The sequence below is a fragment of the Pseudoxanthomonas sp. G3 genome (assembly GCF_057654715.1).
Map to the genome: position 1 here is coordinate 78727 of NZ_CM172805.1, position 19024 is coordinate 97750.

At 68.6% G+C, this 19024-nt stretch carries 17 protein-coding genes and 2 riboswitches; of the genes, 6 read left to right on the forward strand and 11 right to left on the reverse strand.

The features are described from left to right. The first annotated feature begins 20 nt into the window (after window positions 1–20). Window positions 21–254, forward strand: a riboswitch (cobalamin riboswitch). Between the two features lie 200 nt (window positions 255–454). Next, window positions 455–2746 (forward strand): 5-methyltetrahydropteroyltriglutamate--homocysteine S-methyltransferase, encoded by a 2292-nt coding sequence (gene metE / locus AC23D6_RS00390; protein WP_487750889.1) that lies wholly within the window; start codon window positions 455–457, stop codon window positions 2744–2746. A gap of 44 nt (window positions 2747–2790) precedes the next feature. Here the strand turns inward: metE and AC23D6_RS00395 are convergent, their stop codons facing one another. Continuing rightward, window positions 2791–3207 carry an acyl-CoA thioesterase gene (locus AC23D6_RS00395; RefSeq protein WP_296278644.1) on the reverse strand — a complete coding sequence of 139 codons (417 nt, stop codon included), beginning with the start codon at window positions 3205–3207 and terminating at the stop codon, window positions 2791–2793. A 182-nt stretch (window positions 3208–3389) separates the two neighbouring features. Beyond that, window positions 3390–4349, reverse strand: coding sequence for a ribonucleotide-diphosphate reductase subunit beta (locus AC23D6_RS00400; protein ID WP_487752531.1), 960 nt, complete (start codon window positions 4347–4349; stop codon window positions 3390–3392). Window positions 4350–4550: 201 nt separating this feature from the next. Here AC23D6_RS00400 and AC23D6_RS00405 point away from each other — a divergent pair, with 201 nt between their 5' ends. Then, complete coding sequence (locus tag AC23D6_RS00405) at window positions 4551–4889, forward strand: four helix bundle protein (protein WP_487750890.1); 339 nt, start codon at window positions 4551–4553, stop codon at window positions 4887–4889. Window positions 4890–4938: 49 nt separating this feature from the next. Here the strand turns inward: AC23D6_RS00405 and AC23D6_RS00410 are convergent, their stop codons facing one another. The 5 genes from AC23D6_RS00410 to AC23D6_RS00430 all read right to left on the reverse strand — a co-directional run bounded on the left by AC23D6_RS00410 (window position 4939) and on the right by AC23D6_RS00430 (window position 11372). Next, on the reverse strand, window positions 4939–7278 hold the full coding sequence (locus AC23D6_RS00410; RefSeq protein ID WP_487752532.1) for a ribonucleoside-diphosphate reductase subunit alpha: 2340 nt from the start codon (window positions 7276–7278) through the stop codon (window positions 4939–4941). Between the two features lie 275 nt (window positions 7279–7553). After that, window positions 7554–7849, reverse strand: a riboswitch (cobalamin riboswitch). A gap of 287 nt (window positions 7850–8136) precedes the next feature. Then, the gene (gene hglS, locus AC23D6_RS00415; RefSeq protein ID WP_487750891.1) at window positions 8137–9501 is read right to left on the reverse strand and encodes a 2-oxoadipate dioxygenase/decarboxylase HglS; all 1365 of its coding nucleotides are present in this window, start codon (window positions 9499–9501) and stop codon (window positions 8137–8139) included. 74 nt (window positions 9502–9575) lie between these two features. Then, window positions 9576–10439, reverse strand: a complete 864-nt coding sequence (locus tag AC23D6_RS00420; RefSeq protein WP_487750892.1) for a sterol desaturase family protein — start codon at window positions 10437–10439, stop codon at window positions 9576–9578. A gap of 9 nt (window positions 10440–10448) precedes the next feature. Next, window positions 10449–10742, reverse strand: coding sequence for an EF-hand domain-containing protein (locus AC23D6_RS00425; RefSeq protein ID WP_487750893.1), 294 nt, complete (start codon window positions 10740–10742; stop codon window positions 10449–10451). 105 nt (window positions 10743–10847) lie between these two features. After that, window positions 10848–11372: a hypothetical protein gene (locus AC23D6_RS00430; protein ID WP_487750894.1), complete on the reverse strand. Its 525-nt coding sequence runs from the start codon at window positions 11370–11372 to the stop codon at window positions 10848–10850. 194 nt (window positions 11373–11566) lie between these two features. On the opposite strand from AC23D6_RS00430, the gene ompR reads away from it, so the two are divergent. From ompR to AC23D6_RS00445, 3 genes are read left to right on the forward strand one after another with little or no spacing between them, the layout of a single operon-like run. Then, on the forward strand, window positions 11567–12286 hold the full coding sequence (gene ompR / locus AC23D6_RS00435; protein WP_487750895.1) for an osmolarity response regulator transcription factor OmpR: 720 nt from the start codon (window positions 11567–11569) through the stop codon (window positions 12284–12286). Beyond that, window positions 12283–13548, forward strand: coding sequence for an ATP-binding protein (locus AC23D6_RS00440; protein ID WP_487750896.1), 1266 nt, complete (start codon window positions 12283–12285; stop codon window positions 13546–13548). The genes ompR and AC23D6_RS00440 overlap by 4 nt, the downstream gene beginning before the upstream one ends. A 26-nt stretch (window positions 13549–13574) precedes the next feature. Beyond that, a complete protein-coding gene (locus AC23D6_RS00445; protein ID WP_487750897.1) occupies window positions 13575–14480 on the forward strand; it encodes an alpha/beta hydrolase in 906 nt (301 codons plus the stop codon). A gap of 148 nt (window positions 14481–14628) precedes the next feature. Here the strand turns inward: AC23D6_RS00445 and AC23D6_RS00450 are convergent, their stop codons facing one another. From AC23D6_RS00450 to AC23D6_RS00465, 4 genes are all read right to left on the reverse strand, one after another. Further along, on the reverse strand, window positions 14629–15300 hold the full coding sequence (locus AC23D6_RS00450) for a hypothetical protein (protein WP_487750898.1): 672 nt from the start codon (window positions 15298–15300) through the stop codon (window positions 14629–14631). Window positions 15301–15362: 62 nt separating this feature from the next. After that, on the reverse strand, window positions 15363–16115 hold the full coding sequence (locus tag AC23D6_RS00455; protein WP_487750899.1) for an SIR2 family NAD-dependent protein deacylase: 753 nt from the start codon (window positions 16113–16115) through the stop codon (window positions 15363–15365). A gap of 3 nt (window positions 16116–16118) precedes the next feature. Further along, entirely contained in the window at window positions 16119–17270 is a 1152-nt protein-coding gene (gene zapE, locus AC23D6_RS00460; protein ID WP_487750900.1) for a cell division protein ZapE, read from the reverse strand. After that, a complete protein-coding gene (locus tag AC23D6_RS00465) occupies window positions 17270–17929 on the reverse strand; it encodes an alpha/beta hydrolase (RefSeq protein ID WP_487750901.1) in 660 nt (219 codons plus the stop codon). The genes zapE and AC23D6_RS00465 overlap by 1 nt, the downstream gene beginning before the upstream one ends. A gap of 139 nt (window positions 17930–18068) precedes the next feature. Between AC23D6_RS00465 and AC23D6_RS00470 the strand changes: the two genes are divergently transcribed. Beyond that, a complete protein-coding gene (locus AC23D6_RS00470; protein ID WP_487750902.1) occupies window positions 18069–18983 on the forward strand; it encodes an AEC family transporter in 915 nt (304 codons plus the stop codon). Window positions 18984–19024 lie beyond the last annotated feature (41 nt).

Consider the following 19024-nt stretch of genomic DNA (forward strand, 5'->3'; position numbering starts at 1 on the left):
ACGCACTATCAGCCAACGCGTAACTTCCCCTCCGCCAAGGTTTCCATCTCTTCATGCGAATAAAGCGATGGAATTAAAAGGGAAGCCGGTGCGGCCTGTTCCATGGGCCTATTCCGGCGCTGCCCCGCAGCGGTATTTGGAAACGAACCCCGTCAACAGCACTGGTCCTCGCGGGCCGGGAAGCGATGGGAAGTAGGCCAGCGCACATGCGCCCGTCCATGAGCCCGAAGACCTGCCCTGGCCGGAAGACACGACCGTCTTCCGCCTGACCTGGAGCTTCCGAGGGGAGGCGGCCGGAGCCCGCGTCCGTGCGCGCCTGCCCGGACGCGTCCTCCTGCGCCTTCCTCCCGGCACTCCGGCTCGCCCGCGGGGGCGAAGGTCGCTGGCGTGGCGGGCGCGTGCCCGGCGCACGGTTCCTTCGTTCCTCATCACTGCCTGCATGAGGACACGCACCATGACCACCGTTACCACCCTCGGCTTCCCGCGCATCGGCGTGAAGCGCGAACTGAAGACCGCACTCGAACGCTACTGGCGCGGCGAAAGCAGCGCCAAGGCGCTGCAGGACACCGCGCGCGACCTGCGCCATCGCCACTGGCAGCTGCAGCGCGATGCCGGCGCCGACGTCGTGCCCAGCAACGACTTCTCCTTGTACGACCATGTGCTGGACACCGCGTTCTTGTTCGACGCCCTGCCCGACGCCTACCGCGCACTGGCCGATGCTGATCCGTTGGCCGGCTACTTCGCGCTCGCGCGCGGCCTGCAAAAGGATGGCGTGGACCTGCGCGCACTGGAAATGACGAAGTGGTTCGACACCAACTACCACTACCTCGTGCCGGAGCTGCACGCCGGGCAGACCTTCCGTCTGCGTGGCGACAAACCGGTGGCCGAGTACCTCGAAGCCCGCGCGCAGGGACATGCGACGCGCCCCGTGCTGCTCGGGCCGGTGAGCTTCCTGCTGCTGGCGAAAACGGTGGACGGCAGCGACCGGCTGGCGCTGCTCGACCGCCTGCTGCCGGCCTACGCGGAACTGCTCACGAAACTGCATGCGGCGGGCGCGGACTGGGTGCAGCTGGACGAGCCCTGCCTCGTGCTCGACCTCGATGACGCCGCCCGTTCGGCCTACCTGCGTGCGTACGCGACGCTGGCGAAGACCGTCCGTCCGCGCCTGCTGCTGGCGACCTACTTCGGCCGGCTCGATGCGCAGCTGCCGCTGGCCTGCGCGCTTCCGGTCGACGGCCTGCACGTGGACCTGGTACGCGGCAAGGAACAGCTGGACGACGTGCTGAAACAATGGCCGCGCGGCCGCGTGCTGTCGGTGGGGCTGGTGGATGGCCGCAACGTCTGGCGCACGAACCTGGACAACGCGCTGATCCTGGCCAAGTACGCGCAAGGCCACCTGGAGCTCGGCCAGCTGTGGCTGGCGCCCTCGTGCTCGCTGCTGCACGTGCCGGTGGACGTCACCGGCGAAAAGGCGCTGCCATCCGACCTGAAGTCATGGCTCGCCTTCGCCCGGCAGAAGATCGAGGAGCTGCGTCTGCTGGCCGACGCGTTGCGCGATCCGCGTGCGGCGGACCCCGCGCTGGCGGTGGCGCGCGATCGCATCGAATCGCGCCGCCACTCGGAACGCGTGCACCGTCCCGCCGTTGCGGCGCGCCTGGCGTCGCCCGAGGCCGCCGACATCCATCGCGATGCACCCTATCCGCAGCGGCGCCTCGCCCAGCAGGCGCGCCTGGCGCTGCCGGCGTTCCCGACCACGACGATCGGCTCGTTCCCGCAGACGCACGAAGTGCGCGAGGCGCGCGCGCGCCACAAGAGCGGCACGCTGTCCGATGCGGACTACGACGCCTTCCTCGAAGCCGAGACCGCGCGCTGCGTGCGCATCCAGGAAGAGATCGGGATCGATGTGCTGGTGCATGGCGAGTTCGAGCGCAACGACATGGTGGAGTACTTCGGCGAGCAGCTTGACGGGTTCGCCTTCACCAAGAACGGCTGGGTGCAAAGCTACGGCTCGCGCTGCGTGAAACCGCCGATCATCTACGGCGACGTGTCGCGCCCCGCGCCGATGACGGTGCGCTGGTCGCGCTACGCGCAATCGCTGACCGACAAGCCGATGAAGGGCATGCTGACCGGGCCGGTCACGGTGCTGCAGTGGTCGTTCGTGCGCGACGATCAGGCGCGCGCGCAGACCTGCCGGCAGATCGCGCTCGCCCTGCGGGACGAAGTGCTCGACCTGGAGGCGGCCGGCATCGGGGTGATCCAGATCGACGAGCCCGCCTTGCGCGAAGGCCTGCCGCTACGCCGCGCCGACTGGCAGGCCTACCTGGACTGGGCGGTGGAGTGTTTCCGGATCAGCGCGTCCGGGGTGAAGGACGACACCCAGATCCACACCCACATGTGCTACTCGGAGTTCAACGACATCATCGAAGCCGTCGCGGCGATGGACGCCGATGTCATCTCCATCGAAACCTCGCGTTCGCGGATGGAGCTGCTGGAGGCGTTCGTGAAGTTCCGCTATCCCAACGAGATCGGGCCCGGCGTGTACGACATCCATTCGCCGCGCATCCCGACCACGGGCGAGATGATCGATCTGCTGGAGCGCGCCCGCGCCGTGCTCGCGCCCGAGCAGCTCTGGGTCAATCCGGACTGCGGTCTGAAGACGCGTGGCTGGCCGGAGGTCCGCACGGCGCTGGAGCGGATGGTGGAGGCGGCGCACGCCCTGCGCCGCAGCCAAGCGCAGGCGGCCTGACGGTGCTGCGGCGTGGTGGCGGGCCTCGGCCCGCCACCGTCGCTTCAATCCTGTGCTATTGCCGGCGGCAGCGGCGGCGCCTGTGTCGGCCGGCCCAGCGGGTCGAGGGCGATCATCACGAAGTGGCCGCGCGTGCACAACTTGCGCTCGCCGGTCAGCAGGTTCTCGGTGATGACCTCCACGTCCACGTTCATCGAGCTCCGGCCGACTTTCACCACGCGCGCGACCACTTCCACCAGGTCGCCCTTGTGGATCGGCTGGTTGAAATCGACCTGCTCCGATCGCGCGGTCACCACGGTCGTGCGGGCGTAGCGGGAGGCGGCGATGAAGGCCGACATGTCCATCCACGCCAGCGCCTGACCGCCGAACAGCGTGCCCAGGTGGTTGGTGTGGTCGGGGAAGACCATGTGCAGCAGGCGCGCTTCGGTCGGGCGCGCTTCGGCGTTGGCCAGTTCGGTCATGGGGGTACTCCGGTTCGCGTGCTCCCGGCGGCAGCATAGCTGACTGGATGTTGTGCTGCTGTAGGAGCGACGTGAGTCGCGACAGGACTCCAGAAGCGCGCGGCCGCTCTTCGGATGCCATGACGACGCGTCATTGCGGAGATCGCGACTTACGTCGCTCCCACGTCAGCCATCGCCGCGCCTCAGAACGCGTGATCGAAGCCGACTTCGCCCTGCACGCCCAGCTGGTAGGCCGAGACGCGGCGTTCGAAGAAGTTGGTCAGCTCCTGCACGTCCTGCAACTCCATGAAAGGCAGCGGGTTGCGCACGTCGTAGCGTTTGGGCATGCCCAGCTTGACGAAGTGCTGGTCGGCGCAATGCTGCAGGTACTGGCGCATGTCGCGCGTGGAGATGCCCGCCACACCACCGGACAGCACGTCCTCGGCGAACTGCACCTCGCACTCGATGGCTTCCTCCAGCATGTCGTAGACCTGCTGCTGCATCACGTCGTCGAACAGGTCCGGCTCTTCCTCGCGCACGGTGCGCACGCACTCGAACGCGAACTCCATGTGGCAGCTCTCGTCGCGGAACACCCAATTGGTGCCGCTGGCCAGGCCGGGCAGCAGGCCGCGCGAGCGGAAGAAGTAGACGTACGCGAAGGCGGCGAAGAAGAACAGGCCTTCGATGCACGCAGCGAAGCAGATCTGGTTGAGCAGGAATTGCCGGCGCTGGTCGCGCGTCTCGATCCGCTTCAGGTCCTGGATGCTGTCGATCCACTTGAAGCAGAAGTCGGCCTTCTTCTTGATCGCCGGGATGTTCTCCACCGCGGCGAACGCCTTGAAGCGCTCCGACGGGTCGGGCAGGTAGTTGTCCAGCAGGGTCAGATAGAACTGCACGTGCAGCGCTTCCTCGTACAGCTGGCGTGACAGGTACATGCGCGCTTCCGGCGCGTTGAGGTGCTGGTACAGGTTCAGCACCAGGTTGTTCGACACGATCGAATCGCCGGTGGCGAAGAAGGCCACCAGCCGGTGGATCAGGTGGCGGTCGGCCGGCGTCATCTTCGAGTGCAGGTCGGTGATGTCGATCTGGAAATTGATCTCCTCCACCGTCCACGTGTTCTTGATGGCGTCGCGGTACATGTCATAGAACTGCGGGTAGCGCATGGGGCGCAGCGTCAGTTCGAAACCGGGATCGAGGAGGCGAGGAACGAGTGAGGAGGAACGAGTATCGAGAGAGAGCGTCTGGTTTTCCGGCGGTGACATGGGATGTTTCCTGATGGGGTCGCGGCCCGGGTGGAAGTACGCTCGCCTAACGAAAGGGAGGTAGGAATGCACTATCGGGACGCGGTGGTATGGAGGAAGGCGATGGAGCTGGCGGAAACCGCATGCCGATGCGCGACGGATTTGCCGCCCGAAGAGCGCTTCGGCATGCGGTCGCAGATCACCCGCGCCGCGGTTTCTGTTCCGAGCAATGTTGCAGAAGGTTGGTCTCGCGAGTCTCGCAAGGAAAAGGCGCAATTCCTCGCCATCGCGCAAGGATCATTGTCCGAACTTCACACTCAATTGCTCTTGTGCGAACGCCTGGGCTGGATGGACTCCGCACAGCTTTACTCTTCATACGGTCTTATCGATGAAACAAGCCGAATCCTGACGGCGCTGCGGCGGAAACTACGGAACTCCATCCCGGTAGCAGCCAAAGCTTGACGCGCCCTAGCCTCCACTCGTTCCTCGTTCCTCTCCACTCGTTCCCGCCTCACTGACACGCCTCACACGCTTCCGGATTCTCCAAGGAGCAGGCAATGGCTTCCGTCGGCGTGTACTCCCGCTTGGGCTCGGCGGTGACCGCAGCGCTGCTGACCGTGGTCTTGGCGATGCGGGTCGCCGGGCGCGAACGCAGGTAGTAGGTGGTCTTGATGCCCTGCTTCCACGCGTACATGTACATGGACGACATCGCGCCGATGTTCGGGCTCTCCATGAACAGGTTCAGCGAGGCCGACTGGTCGATGAAGGCGCCACGGCCGGCGGCCATGTCGATCAGCGAACGCATCGGCAGTTCCCACGCGGTGCGGTAGACCTGCTGCAGCGTCTCCGGGATCTGCGCGATGCCCTGGATGGAGCCTTCCGCCAGCTTGATCGCATCGCGCGTCTCCGGCGTCCACAGGCCCAGCTTCTTCAGCTCGTCCACCAAGTAGCGGTTGACCTGCAGGAAGTCGCCCGACAGGGTCTCGCGCTTGAACAGGTTGGACACCTGCGGCTCCACGCATTCGTAGCAGCCGGCGATCGAGGCGATCGTGGCGGTCGGCGCGATGGCGATCAGCAGCGAGTTGCGCAGGCCGTGTTCCTTGATGCGCGCGCGCAGCGCGTCCCAGCGTTCCGTGTTCTCCGGAACCACGTTCCAGGCATCGAACTGCAGCTCGCCGTTGGCGGCGCGGGTATCGGCGAAGGACGGGTGCCGGCCGCGCTCCTGCGCCAGTTCCACCGACGTCTCCAGCGCATGGAAGTAGATGGTCTCGGCGATCTTCGCCGACAGCGCGCGCGCCTCGGCGCTGTCGAACGGCAGGCGCAGCTTGAAGAACACGTCCTGCAGGCCCATGCAGCCCAAGCCCACCGGGCGCCAGCGCAGGTTGCCGCGGCGCGCGGTCTCGATCGGATAGAAGTTCAGGTCGATCACGCGGTCCAGCTGGCGCACGGCCAGGCGGACGGTCTCGGCCAGCTTGTCAAAGTCGAACCAACCGTCGTCATCGAAATGGCGACCGAGGTTGATCGAGCCCAGGTTGCAGACCGCCGTTTCTTCGGCCGAGGTGACTTCCAGGATTTCCGTGCACAGGTTCGACAGGTGGATGACGTTGCCCGCGCGCAGCGTCTGGTTGCTCGCCGCGTTGCACTTGTCCTTGAAGGTCATCCAGCCATTGCCGGTCTCGGCCAGCGTACGCATCATCCGGCCGTAAAGCTTGCGGGCCGGGATCGTCTTGACCGCCTTGCCCTGCAGTTCGGCCTGTGTGTACGCCAATTCGAACGCGGCGCCGTACAGGTCGGTCAGCTCGGGCACCACGCGCGGATCGAACAGCGACCATTCCTGATCGGCTTCGACGCGCTTCATGAACAGATCCGGCACCCAGTTGGCCAGGTTGAGGTTATGCGTGCGGCGCGCTTCGTCGCCGGTGTTGTCGCGCAGTTCCAGGAAGTCTTCGATGTCGGCGTGCCACGTTTCCAGGTACACGCAGGCCGCGCCCTTGCGCTTGCCGCCCTGGTTGACCGCCGCAACCGAGGAATCCAGCGTCTTCAGCCAGGGCACGATGCCGTTGCTGTGGCCGTTGGTGGACTTGATCAGCGAGCCGCGCGAACGCACGCGCGTGTAGCTCACGCCGATGCCGCCGCTGAACTTGCTCAGCTGCGCGATATCGCCGTACTTGGCGTAGATCGATTCCAGCGTGTCCTGCGGCGAATCAAGCAGGAAGCACGACGACAGCTGCTCGTGCGTGGTGCCGCTGTTGAACAGCGTCGGCGAGCTGGGCAGGTAGTCCAGGTTGCCCATGCGGCGATACAGCGCCAACGCTTCGGGCACGTCCTCGCTCAGCGCGCAGGCGATGCGCAGGAAGAACTGCTGCGGCGTCTCGATCACCTTGCGCGTATGAGGGTGGCGCAGCAGGTAGCGGTCGTACAGAGTGCGCAGGCCGAAGTAGTCGAAGTGCAGGTCGAGCGAGGCATCCAGTGCGTCGTTGAGCTTGCGCGCGTTGGTCTGCACGAAGTTCAGCAGGCGGTCGTTGATCAGGCCGACTTCGTGGCCGCGGGTGACCGACTGCGAGAATGCGTGGATCTCCTGGCCGGTGACTTCCTTGACGATGTAGCCGGCGAGCAGGCGCGCGGCCAGGCGGCTGTATTCGGGTTCTTCGCCGGTCAGTAGCGCGGCGGTGCGGATCGACAGTTCGTCCAGTTCGCGCGTGCTGGCGCCGTCGTACAGGCCGGAGATGGTGCGGGTGGCCACGCGCATCGGGTCGATGGCGTGCAGGCCTTCGCAGTTGCGCTGCACCGCGCGCACGATCTTGTTGAGGTCCACCGGCTCACGGCTGCCGTTGCGCTTGGTCACGCTCATCGCGGTGGCGGTGGGCGGCGGGGTCAGCGAAAAGGCGTCCTTCTGGGACGGGGTGGTGCCGGCGTCGGCGACGGCGCTGTCGATCTGGGTCACGAGAATCCTCCATGCGTGGTGCACGCGGCGGCCCGTCCCTCGCGGGGCTGCGCAAGGCCGGATGGAGGATCACAGTGGGGAAGCGGCGTCGCAGGGGGCGAGATCGCGCGGACGGAAGACCGGCGTGCCCTGCTTCGCCAGCCCTCTCCCCCCGGAGATTCCGCGGCCGGCACCGCGCGGTGTGCATCGCGCGGCTGTCGGCAGGTCTTCGGACTTATGGGCTTGGGGCGAGGAACGAGTGGAGAGGAACGAGGAACGAGTAAACGCGTGCAGGCGTCTCTCTCGTTCCTCGTTCCTCCACCCTCGTTCCTGCCTCTCCTACCCCGCCGCTTCCCAAGACATGACGCCTCAGTGCGTGTGGCGGGTTCGTTCCCAATTACCGCTGCGGGGCAGTGCCGGAGTGGCGCGAACGCGTCACCGGCTTCCCGTTTTAATCCCGTGGCTTGCGGCCACCGGAACCGACGGCCACAAGATAGTGGGGGGTCCGGGAGGCGTCAACACCAAATGTTGTGTGGAACAGCGAGTCTCGGCACGAAGCGGGTTTCACGGTTTCGGCGCATTGCGCCGCTGAGTCCTTCTCCCCGCTGGGCGGGGAGAAGGTGCCCGAAGGGCGGATGAGGGGCGAGCGCAATAGTGGTGCGCACGTCAGGTACTTCGATACCCAGCGTGTTGTCTCGAGCGGACGCATCTGGTGTCCGGACTTCGTTCGCCCCTCACCCGCCTTCGGCACCCTCTCCCCGCTGCCGCAGGGAGAGGGGAAAGCCATCAACCGCGCAGCGCCGCGACCGATGCGTCCTGCGCCTGTTGGTAAAGCGCGAACGGGTCGTGGATCGTCTTGCCCAGCGCGGCTTCGAACGCTTCCTGGTTCGCATGCGCGTCGTAGGCGCGCTGTTCGCCGCCGCCGAGGTTGGACTGGAAGATGCCCGCTGCGCTGACCGGCAGGAAATCTTCGTACACGATGGGGTCCACGACGGCGTGGCCGGCGTCGACCAGCGCGTCGGGCGTCATCGCCGCACGCTCGGCCGCCGGCAACGCGGCACCGGAGTCGGTCAGGCGGTAGCGGAAGTAGCCCAGGCCTTCGCGACGCAGCGTGGTCTCGTCGTCGGGGAATTCCGCGAACGCCGCCGCCAGCCGCTGCGGATAGTCCGCCGACGTGTTGCCGGCGCCGCCGGCCTGGCGCACCTGCGCGAGCAGGCGGTCGTAGAGCTCGCGCCCGGCGGGCGTCAGAGCCAGGCCGCGCTGCTCGATCTCGCCGAAGCGCGCGCTGTGGCTGCCGGGCACCAGCGTGCCGGTGGCGTCGGGGAAGGCGACTTCCTCTTCCAGCGCCTTGAAGCTGGTCTGCCGCAGCAGGATCGGCACGGCGCGGCGCGGCGGACCTTCGATCAGCGCCTTGGCCTGGATGCCGCGCTCGAGCATCGCCGCCTGCGCGGCGTCGATGTCCAGCGTACGCGGGGTGAGGTGGTTGATGTGCGGGCCGCGGAAGCTGACCACGTCGGCGACCAGCCGATGCAGACCGTGCAGCGCGCGGTAGGTCTCCAGCGAGACGGTCGCATCGCCGTGCCAGCGGAAGGTCTCGAGCGCCTCGGCGACGAAGCGCTGCGCATCGACATCGCCCAGTCCGCCATCGCGTTCGGCCTGGTCCACCAGCGCGCGCGCGCCGGCGGTGAAGATGTCGCGCTTGGCCAGGATGGCCTCGGCTTCCGCGCGCAGCGTCGCGTCGGCGATCAATTCCAGGCGAAGCAGCGAGGTGAAGATGCGGAACGGATTGGCGGCCAGCGCGTCCTCGGTGAGCGGGCGGAACGCGGTCGCGTGCACCGGCACGCCGGCCACGGTGAGGTCGTAGTAGCCCACCGGGTGCATGCCCATCAGCGCGAACACGCGGCCGAGCATCGCCAGCTCCGCCGGCGTGCCGACACGGATGGCGCCATGGCGCTCCAGGTCCAGGCGTTCGGTCTCGCCGGTGCGCTGCAGGCGCTCGGCCAGGGCGGGATCGCGCTGCAGCGTCTCGGCATTGATGTCGCCGACCAGCGTGATCAGGTCGCCGTACAACGGCACCTCGGTGCGGTACATGTCGGACATGGCCTGGGCGAACAGGCCGCGGATGCGGTCGGGCGAAACGAAGGCGGTCATGGGGCTCGGCGTGCGGGCGGCATGGGGCCGCCGGGGGCGCGTATTGTCGCCGGCCACGCCGGCCCGTGCCACGCTCAGCGGCCCGGGCGGCCTTCGTCCGCGCCGCCGGGGACGAACCCGGGCGGGCCGAACAGGGTCATGCCCACCTGCCGCAGGCCGCGTGCCCGGCGCAGGTCGCGGCCCAGCTTCACCCAGGCGTGGAAGGCGATCTTCACCGGGTTGTAGCTGCGCACCGGGTCTACCAGGCCGTAGCGGATCGGCACGTCCGGGCGCTCCCCGCGGCAGGTGCCGAACAGGCGGTCGAAGACGATCAACACGCCACCGTAGTTGCAGTCCAGGTACTCGGGATTGCTGGCGTGGTGTACGCGGTGGTGCGACGGTGTGTTGAACACGAACTCGATGGCGCGTGGCAGGCGCGGCACCAGTTCCGTGTGCAGCCAATACTGGTACAGCAGGTTCAGCGCCAACGCGCCGACCACGTACGGCACCGGGAAGCCCAGCCAGACCAGGGGGCCGAAGAACACCGCCGCGCCGGTCAGCTTGCCGGTCCACCCCAGCCGGTACGCGGTGGACAGGTTGTACTGCGTGGCCGAGTGGTGGACCGAATGGTTCAGCCAAAACCAGCGCACGCGGTGGTCGGCGCGGTGCATCGCGTAGTAACAGAGCTCCTGGCCGAGGAAGAGGGCGATCCAGTGCCAGGCCTGGTCCATCGCGATCGTGGTCAGGCGGAACTCCCAGATCGCGAGCAGCAGCACGCCGACGATGCCGCCCTGGATCAGCAGGCCCGACAGGGCGCGGCCCACCGCGTCGCCGAAGGACGCCCAATAGCCCTTCCAGTCGTAGCGCACGCCGCGCCGCGCGAGCCACGCGGCTTCCATCGCCGCGATCAGCGCGAACACCAGCAGCGGCAGACCGACGAAGGCGCGCAGGCCGTCCATGGCGCGGCCTTACCGCGCGCGCCGTTCGGCGAGCTTCTGGCCCGCGGCGCGCATTTCATCGGGCGAGAGCTTGCCGTCGTCGTTCGTATCCAGGGTGTCGAAGCGCTTGGCGATGCGCGGCAGCTTCGCGTCGGCCTCGGCCTTGTCGATCAGGCCATCGCCGTTGGCGTCGGCGGCCTTCAGGCGTTCCTGCAGCGTGGCTTTCTGTTCGTCGGTCAGGGTGCGCTGCTGCGCGTAGGCGGGCGCCACCAGCGAAAACACGGACAGGGCGGTGGCGAAGGGGAGCAGGATGGTTCGGGACATGGCGTTCTCCAGGAAATAAAGGAAGGTGCAGGCGCGACGGGTGGGAGGGCGTCCATGCGGCATAGGGGGTGCCATGCCGCCGCGCCTGCGGAAAAGACGCGGTCGTCAGTGGCCGCGCGGGCAGGCGATGGTCTCGCCGCTGGCATTGGTGCAGGTGCCGGTGTGCGAGACGGTGCCGCCGGACACCGTGGTGCTGCCGTTGTAGCTGTTGCCGTTCGCGCCGGTGGCGGTGGTGCTGCGTGCGCCGGTCACGTTGCCGTCGGCATCGCGGCTGATGCCGCCACTGGTGCTGGCGGTGCCGCCGTTGGGGCCGTTCGCGTAGGCGCTACCCTGGCGGCCGGCACTGCCGTCGGCGTTGCGGTAGGCGCTGCGGTCGTAGCCGGCACTGCCGCCGTTCGCACCGCTGATGGCGCCGCTGCGTGCGGCGGTGGCATTGCCCTGGCCGTCGGCCTGCCAGTTGCGCTGGCGCTGGCTGTCGAAGCGCGCATTGCTGCGCTCGACCGCGACGTTGCCGCCTTGCGCGCTGCGCTGCACGGCGCGGCTGCGCTCGCGGGCGTCGGCGTGGTCGGCGAACAGGGTGGTGGCGCACAGGGCGAAGGCGGTGGCGATCAGGAACGGGGTCTTGCTCATGGCGGATTCCTCGTCGGGGATGTGGGATGGCCGCACGGGGAAGCGGCGGCAGGACCACGGTAGGGCGGGCAACGCGGGCAGGTGTGTCGCGGTTGACAGCAGATGTGTCTGCCGGCCGCGCGGGAAACATCTGCTTACAAACGGGCCGTCGGCGGGGTTTGCCGGCCGTCGCGGCGGCGGGCGATAGTGGCTCCATGGAAGACGCCCTGCCCCGTGTCCTGCTGGTCGACGACGACGTGCGCCTGCGCGAGCTGCTGCAGCGCTATCTGCAATCGCAGGGTTTCGAGGTGCGTGGCGCGGGCGATGGCGGGCAGATGCGGCAGGCGCTGGATCGCGGCCACTTCGACCTGATCGTGCTGGACCTGATGCTGCCCGGCGAGAACGGCCTGGAGATCTGCCGACGCCTGCGCGGGCAGGGCGACGCGACGCCCATCGTCATGCTGACGGCCAAGGGCGATGAGATCGACCGCATCGTTGGCTTGGAGATCGGCGCGGACGATTACGTGCCCAAGCCGGTGAACCCGCGCGAGCTGCTGGCGCGCATTCGATCGGTGTTGCGGCGCACGCGCCCCGCGCCGGGCGCGCCGCAGCCCGACGGTGGCGATGTCGCCTTCGGCCCGTTCCGCCTGGACCTCGGCCGACGCGAGCTCACCCGCGACGGCGCGCTGCTGCGGCTCACCAGCGGCGAATTCGCCGTGCTCTCGGTATTGCTGCGGCATCCGCGCCAGCCGCTCAGCCGCGATCGTCTGATGAGCCTGGCGCGCGGCCGCGAACACGAGGCCTTCGAACGCAGCATGGACGTGACCATCGCGCGCCTGCGCCGCCTGCTTGAAGAGGACCCGCGTCAGCCGCGGCTGATCCAGACGGTCTGGGGCGTGGGCTATGTGTTCGTGCCGCCGGAGGCGACACCATGAGGGCGCCGTTGCCGCGCAGCGTGTTCGGTCAACTGGCGCTGGTCATCGCGCTGGTGCTGGTCGGTGCCGCCGTGCTGGCGCTCCTGTTGGGGCGCGAACTGGCCACGCGGCCGGCGGCCGACCAACTGCTGCGCGCGATGCAGGGCTTCGCCGAAGTGGTGGAAGCACTCGACCAGCACCAACCTCATGCCCGCACGGTCGCGCAGCTGCGCGAAGCCGGGCTGGAGGTACGCAGCATACCGCCTGCCGACGCCCGGCCGCGCTTTGCCCCCTTGCTGCGCGAACTGCGCGAACGGGCCGCCGGCACGCTGGGCGCGGGTCGAGAACTGCGGATGGACACCGGCCGCGGCTTGCGCGTCATCTGGCTGAAACCCGCCACGCGCGAACCCCTGTGGGTGTCGTTCGCTTACGACCGGCCCGGCACCGGCATGCGCCGTTTCTCGGTGTTCATGCTGGTGGGCTGCGTGGCGCTGGTGTGGCTGGCGGCCGCGTACTTCGCGCGCCGGCTGGTGCAGCCGCTGCGCCAGCTCGCAGCCGCCGCACCGGCCATCGTGCGTGGCGACGCACCGCCGCCGGTGCATGCGCGGGGCCCACGCGAGGTGGCGGACTTGGCGCAGGCGCTGGGCGACGCCAGTCGCGACGTGCGTGCAGCGGCGGAAGAACGCGCGCTGTTGCTGGCCGGCATCTCGCACGATTTGCGCACGCCGCTCACGCGCCTGCAGTTCGCGCTGGAGATGGTGCCCGACACCGATCCGGAGCTGACCCGCAGCATGCACCGCGACATCGCCGAGATGGACGCGATCCTGGGCCAGTTCATCGCCTTCGCGCGCGATGGTCGCGACGAAGGCAGCGAGACCGTCGACCTGGCCGCGATCTGCCGGCATGCGGTCGCCGCGGCGTCGAAAGGATGGCGCGTCGACCTGCCCGAGCACGCCTTGTTGCCCGGCAAGCCGATGGCGTTGTTGCGCGCGGTGGAGAATCTGCTGGTCAACGCCGAGCGGCATGGCGCGTTGCCGTTGTCGTTGCAGCTGTGGGCCGAAGGGGCGGCGTGGGTGGTCGAAGTCGCCGACGGCGGCCCCGGCCTGTCCGCCGAGGCGGCCGAGCGCGCACGCCAGCCCTTCGTCCACGACCAGGCGGGCGGCGGCAGCGGGCTGGGCTTGGCCATCGTCGACCGTGTGGCGCGCCAGCACGGCGGCGAACTGCGCCTGCTGCCGAATACCCCCCACGGCCTGCGTGCCCAGCTGGTGCTGCGCGCGGGTTGAACCGGACGTCCCCACGAGGTGATGCGATGAAGACGCTGTTCCGTGCCGGCCTGCTGGCCTGCGCCCTGTTCGCCGTGCTGCCGCTGGCGGCGCAGACCTTCCGTGAGCGCCTGCAGGAGATGCGCGAAGCCTCGCGCCAGCCGGCTGCACGCCCACCCGCGTTGCCCGCCGGTGCGCGCGCGATACGCGACGTGTCCTACGGCAACGACACGCGCCAGCGCTACGACGTCTACCTGCCGGCGCAGCCGCGGCGCGCGCCGGTCATCCTGTTCGTGCATGGCGGCGGATGGGCCAACGGCAACAAGGACAACCCGGGCGTGGTCGAGAACAAGGCCGCGTACTGGCTGCCGAAGGGGTACGTGCTGGTCTCGATCAACTACCGCATGCGTCCGGACACCGCGCCGATCGACCAGGCCCGCGACGTCGCGCGCGCCCTGGCCGACGTGCAGAAGCGCGCACCGTCGTGGCAGGCCGATCCGGCGAACGTGCTGCTGATGGGTCACTCCGCGGGCGCCCACCTCGCCGCACTGGTGGGCGCCTCGTCCGCCCTGTGGCGTGATGCGGGCGCCGTGCGGCCGCGCGGCGTGGTCTCGCTCGACAGCGGCGCGCTCGATGTGCCGCAGACGATGAAGAAGCCTCCGCTGCCGCGCATCTACGACGCGGCGTTCGGCCGAAATCCGGCCGACTGGATCGCTGCCTCGCCTTACCACCAGCTCACGCGCGACGCGGTGCCGATGCTGTTCGTCTGCTCGTCGCGGCGCCAGGACGCCTGTCCGCAGGGACGCGCGATGGCGGAGAAGGCGAGAACGCTCGGCGTGCCGATGGAGGTGCTGCCGGAGGATCTCTCGCATGGCGAGGTGAATCGCGATCTCGGTTTGCCGACCGACTACACGAACAGTGTCAATGCATTCGTACAGCGTCATCTGCAGTAGTGCCCGGCGTGGGAGCGACCTAAGTCGCGATGGGCTTTACCGATCGCCGATCGCGACTTACGTCGCTCCCACAAGAACCTCACGCCGCGCTTCCCCCCCCCCTCGCATCGGTCCTCGTTCCCGTGGTGGTGGAGAGGTGGCAAAGCCGTTAGCGAATGATCCGCACTGCACCTAGCGCCTCCTGCAACCGCGCACGCGCCGTCGCTTCATCGAACGGCGGCGTCGCCGGCGGGTCGTAGACCTCCGGGCGGGTGCCGGCGACCAGCAGGTCGATCGCGATGCAGCGCTCGTTGCGCACCGACCGGTAGGCATCGACCGACTGGTAATGGCTCATCGCGGCGTCGCCGGCACGGAAGTGACGGAATGCTTGCCCGTCGATGCGTACCTCATCGGGCGGTTCGGTGGTCGCGCCTTCCGGCGGGTCCAGGCAGGTGACGAGGGCATGGCTGTCGGTGCTGGTGCCGATGCGCAATTCGGCGGCGGTGATCTTGTCCGATCCGTCCAGCACCAGCGCGACCAGCGGTTCACCGCGCGTATCCGGCGCGGCGAAGGCTTTCCACGCACCGGCGGACAGGTAGTCGCGGGTGAAGTCGCGGTGGAGTTCGAGTCCGGGCGTCGGCGCCAGGGCAATGCCGATCTCGTCGTCGGCGAACTGGAACTGCGGCGCTTCGCGGCCGGTCACCGGGGGCGCGGGATCGGCGATCTCGGCGGCGGTCTGCGTGGCGGCATCGACATCCTGTGCGTCGGGCGCGCGCTGGCAGCCGGCCAGCACCGCAACGGCGAGCGCGGCGTAGAGCGGTGCATAGGTGATCGGCTTCATGACGGTCTCCTCGACGGATGCCCGGAGTCTGGCAAGCGCGGCGTGAAGCCGGTGCGTGCGCATCAGACCAGTAGTTGCGGCAACGCCTGTGCCGCGGTCGCGCGCCAAGCGTGATCGACCTCGGCGGAAAGCGCGGTGGGCTCGGGGTTGATCTCCACCACGGTGGCGCCGTGGCGTCGCGCCAGCGCAGGTAGCCCGGCGGCCGGATACACCAGGCCCGACGTGCCCACCACCAGCATCAGCATGCAGCGCATCGCCGCGTCGGTGGCCGTGTTCCATGCGTCGTCGGGAAGCGCTTCGCCGAACCACACCACGCCCGGCCGGATGCGATCCCCGCAGGCCGCGCAGTGCATCGGTTCGACGCGCTGCATGCCGTCCACGTAGTCGTCGAGCGGACCCACGTGTGCGTGGCCACAAGCGAAGCAGCGCAGCGCGAACAGGCTGCCGTGCACGTGCGCATCGACGGCGCTGCCGGCGCGTTCATGCAGGTCGTCGACGTTCTGGGTGACCAGCGATAGCGGCACGCGCTGCGCCAGCGTGGCCAGGGCGCGATGACCGGCATTCGGCTGCGCAGCCCGGACGAGCTGCATGCGCCAGCGGTACCAGCCCCAGACCAGCGCGGGATCCTCGCGCCAGGCCTCGGCGGTCGCCAGCCGCATCGGGTCGAAGCGCGACCACAGGCTGTCGTGCGTGCCGCGGAAGGTGGGGATGCCGCTCTCGGCCGACATGCCCGCGCCGGTCAGTACGCAGACGCGGCCGCCCTCGACGATCGTGCAATGCAATGCCTCGGCGATCGCGGTCGGCACGGCCTTCATGGCTCAAGCCTTGTGCGGCGTGGCCAGGTACTCGGCGCTCTGCATCTCGATTAGGCGCGAGGCGGTGCGCTCGAACGCGCCCTGCAGCCGGGTGCCCGCATACAGCGCCGTGGGCGCCGTGGCGGCGGTGCAGACCAGGTTGACGTGGCGGTCGTAGAGCTCGTCGATCAGGTTGACGAAGCGGCGTGCGGCATCCTCATTCGACGCATCGAACGAGGGGATGCCGCCCAGCAGCACCGTGTTGAACTCATGCGCGATCTCGATGTAATCCGTCGTGCCGCGCGGACCTTCGCACAGGGCGGCGAAGTCGAACCAGGCGATGCTCTTGCCGCGTCCGCGTACCGGGATCTTGCGGCTGTCGATCTCGATGTTGCCGGCGTGCGCGGCTTCGCCGCCGCTGAGTTCGCGCCAACGCATCGCCAACCAGTCGTCGGCTGCGCCGTCCAGCGGCGTGCGGTAGACCGGGGAGCGCGTCAGCGCGCGCAGACGGTAGTCCTCCTGCCCGTCCGAGCGCAGCACCACGCAGTACTGCTGCAACAGGTCGATCGCCGGCAGGAAGCCCGCGCGCTGCAAGCCGTCCTTGTAAAGATTCCCCGGCGCCGTGTTGGAGGTCGTCACCAGGGTAATGCCCTCGGCGAACATGCGCTCCAGCAGGCGCGCCAGCAGCATCGCATCGCCGATGTCGGTGACGAAGAACTCGTCCAGCACCAGCACGCGCAGCTTGCCGCGCACCTCGCGCACGATCTTCGCCAGCGGATCGCTTTCGCCGGCGTGCAGGCGAAGGCGCTCGTGCACACCGCGCATGAAACGGTGGAAGTGCGTGCGGTACTTGCCGCCGCCTTCGCCATGCGCCTTGTTCTGCGAGACCGAATACGTCGGCAGCGGCAGGCTGTCGTAGAACAGGTCGACCAGGAAGGTCTTGCCGCGGCCCACTTCGCCCCAGTAGTACAGGCCCTTCACCGTCTCCGGCGCCTTGCCGAACAGACGACCGAACAGGCCCGGCGTGCCGTCATCGGCGAGCAGCGCGGCGTGGATGCGGTCCAGCTCAGCCAGCGCGGCATGTTGCGCCGGATCGTCCAGCCATTGGCCCTGCGCGGCGCCGCGCGCGTAGACCTGCGACGGCGTCGGGGCCGTCTCCTCGTGATCGAGCGCCATCACGCCGGCACGTAGGCTTTCATCGCGTGCTTGATGGCGCCGCGCAGGTCCATCAGCTTGCGGTGGAAGAAATGGCTGGTCTCCGGCATGCGGATCAGCTCGGGCGGCTGCTTCAGCGAGTCGATCCAGTCGTACACGGCCTGCGGGTCGACGATCTCGTCCTCCTCGCCCTGGACCACCAGCCACGGACAGGTCGGCGGCACGATCGCGGCGAAATCCCAGCGGCCGGCGGGCGGTGCGATCGAGACCAGCGCATCCGGTTGCACGCTGTCGTTGGCCCGCAGCGACACGTACGCGCCGAAGCTGAAACCGGCCAGCCACAGCTGCGTGCCCGGCCGCTGTTCGCGCACCCATCGCACCACCGCGCGCAGGTCGTCGATTTCGCCATCGCCGTGATCGAACAGCCCGGCCGAGGCGCCCGTGCCGCGGAAGTTGAAGCGCACCGTCACCGCGCCGAGTTCACGCAGGCTGCGCGCCGCCATCACCACGACCTTGTTGTGCATGGTGCCGCCCTCGGTAGGCAACGGATGGCAGACCACCGCCGTGATCGGCGCCACCGGCTCGCCCTCCTCGGGCCAGTCGACATGGGCTTCCAGCGGACCTTCGGGGCCGTCCAGGGTGATCGCGCCGGACACGGCGGGGAAAGCGGGATTCGTCATGCCGCCATGATAAGCCCTGCGCCACCACGCGACCTGCGCCGCGGTGGAACGCACTCCCGACGAAAGCCCAACGGCGCTGCGCGGCGGGGTATGCGATCCTGACCGTCCCACGTCGCCCCACGCCGATCTCCGCTCCAGCATGGCATTCGATGCCTTCGCCCTGATCCTGGCCTTGCTCGTCCTCGGCATGGTGTTCGCGCGCCTGCGCGTGTTCCCCGAGAACGCCGCCGACGTGCTCAACCGCGTGGTGCTGTACCTCTGCCTGCCCGCCGCCGTCCTGATCTACGTGCCGCGCCTGCAGCTGGACGTATCCCTGCTTGGCGTGGTGGCGACGCCATGGATCCTGACGGTCGCCACGGTGGCGCTGGTGGCGCTGGCGACGCGCGTGTTCGGTTTCCGCCGCGACGAGCATGCGGTGCTGCTGCTGTGCGTGGCGCTGTGCAACAGCAGCTTCGTCGGTTACCCGATGGTGCGCGCCTTGCTGGGTGAGCACGCGCTGCCCTATGCCGTCGTGTACGACCAATTCGGCACCTTCGTGCTGCTCTCCACGTTCGGGCTGTACGTACTGGCGCGCTACGGCGGCGATAAGCCGCCCACCACGCGCGAGATCGGGCTGCGCATCGTGAAGTTCCCACCGGTGTGGGCGCTGCTGTTCGCGCTGACGCTGATGCCGGAACAACCCCCGGCATGGATCGGCGCCGCGTTGAAGCACCTGGCCGACGCGATGCTGCCGCTGGTGATGCTGGCGGTCGGCCTGACCATCCAGTTGAAACTGCCGCGCGACGAAGTGAAGCCACTCGCCGTCGGCCTGCTGCTGCGCCTGCTGGTGATGCCCGCCCTGGCGCTGCCGCTGTCGTTCGCTTTCGGCATGTCCGGCGAGATGCTGCAGGCGAACGTGCTGGAGTCGGCCATGCCGCCGATGATCACCGCTGCCGCGCTGGCGATTTCCCACCAGTTGGCACCGCGGCTGGCTGCCGCGATGGTGGGCTACGGCATCCTGCTGTCGCTCGCGACGCTGCCGATGTGGGCGTGGGTGGTCGGGCGGTGGGGCTGATAGCGGCTTTCGCACGCCTTTGACCGGAGCGGTGCAAGCAT

Excerpts from the sequence above, each read along its gene's own strand:
- metE (WP_487750889.1), top strand. The coding sequence starts at position 455 with ATGACCACCGTTACCACCCTCGGCTTCCCGCGCATCGGCGTGAAGCGC.
- AC23D6_RS00395 (WP_296278644.1), bottom strand. The coding sequence starts at position 3,207 with ATGACCGAACTGGCCAACGCCGAAGCGCGCCCGACCGAAGCGCGCCTG.
- AC23D6_RS00400 (WP_487752531.1), bottom strand. The coding sequence starts at position 4,349 with ATGCGCTACCCGCAGTTCTATGACATGTACCGCGACGCCATCAAGAAC.
- AC23D6_RS00405 (WP_487750890.1), top strand. The coding sequence starts at position 4,551 with ATGGAGCTGGCGGAAACCGCATGCCGATGCGCGACGGATTTGCCGCCC.
- AC23D6_RS00410 (WP_487752532.1), bottom strand. The coding sequence starts at position 7,278 with ATGAGCGTGACCAAGCGCAACGGCAGCCGTGAGCCGGTGGACCTCAAC.
- hglS (WP_487750891.1), bottom strand. The coding sequence starts at position 9,501 with ATGACCGCCTTCGTTTCGCCCGACCGCATCCGCGGCCTGTTCGCCCAG.
- AC23D6_RS00420 (WP_487750892.1), bottom strand. The coding sequence starts at position 10,439 with ATGGACGGCCTGCGCGCCTTCGTCGGTCTGCCGCTGCTGGTGTTCGCG.
- AC23D6_RS00425 (WP_487750893.1), bottom strand. The coding sequence starts at position 10,742 with ATGTCCCGAACCATCCTGCTCCCCTTCGCCACCGCCCTGTCCGTGTTT.
- AC23D6_RS00430 (WP_487750894.1), bottom strand. The coding sequence starts at position 11,372 with ATGAGCAAGACCCCGTTCCTGATCGCCACCGCCTTCGCCCTGTGCGCC.
- ompR (WP_487750895.1), top strand. The coding sequence starts at position 11,567 with ATGGAAGACGCCCTGCCCCGTGTCCTGCTGGTCGACGACGACGTGCGC.
- AC23D6_RS00440 (WP_487750896.1), top strand. The coding sequence starts at position 12,283 with ATGAGGGCGCCGTTGCCGCGCAGCGTGTTCGGTCAACTGGCGCTGGTC.
- AC23D6_RS00445 (WP_487750897.1), top strand. The coding sequence starts at position 13,575 with ATGAAGACGCTGTTCCGTGCCGGCCTGCTGGCCTGCGCCCTGTTCGCC.
- AC23D6_RS00450 (WP_487750898.1), bottom strand. The coding sequence starts at position 15,300 with ATGAAGCCGATCACCTATGCACCGCTCTACGCCGCGCTCGCCGTTGCG.
- AC23D6_RS00455 (WP_487750899.1), bottom strand. The coding sequence starts at position 16,115 with ATGAAGGCCGTGCCGACCGCGATCGCCGAGGCATTGCATTGCACGATC.
- zapE (WP_487750900.1), bottom strand. The coding sequence starts at position 17,270 with ATGGCGCTCGATCACGAGGAGACGGCCCCGACGCCGTCGCAGGTCTAC.
- AC23D6_RS00465 (WP_487750901.1), bottom strand. The coding sequence starts at position 17,929 with ATGACGAATCCCGCTTTCCCCGCCGTGTCCGGCGCGATCACCCTGGAC.
- AC23D6_RS00470 (WP_487750902.1), top strand. The coding sequence starts at position 18,069 with ATGGCATTCGATGCCTTCGCCCTGATCCTGGCCTTGCTCGTCCTCGGC.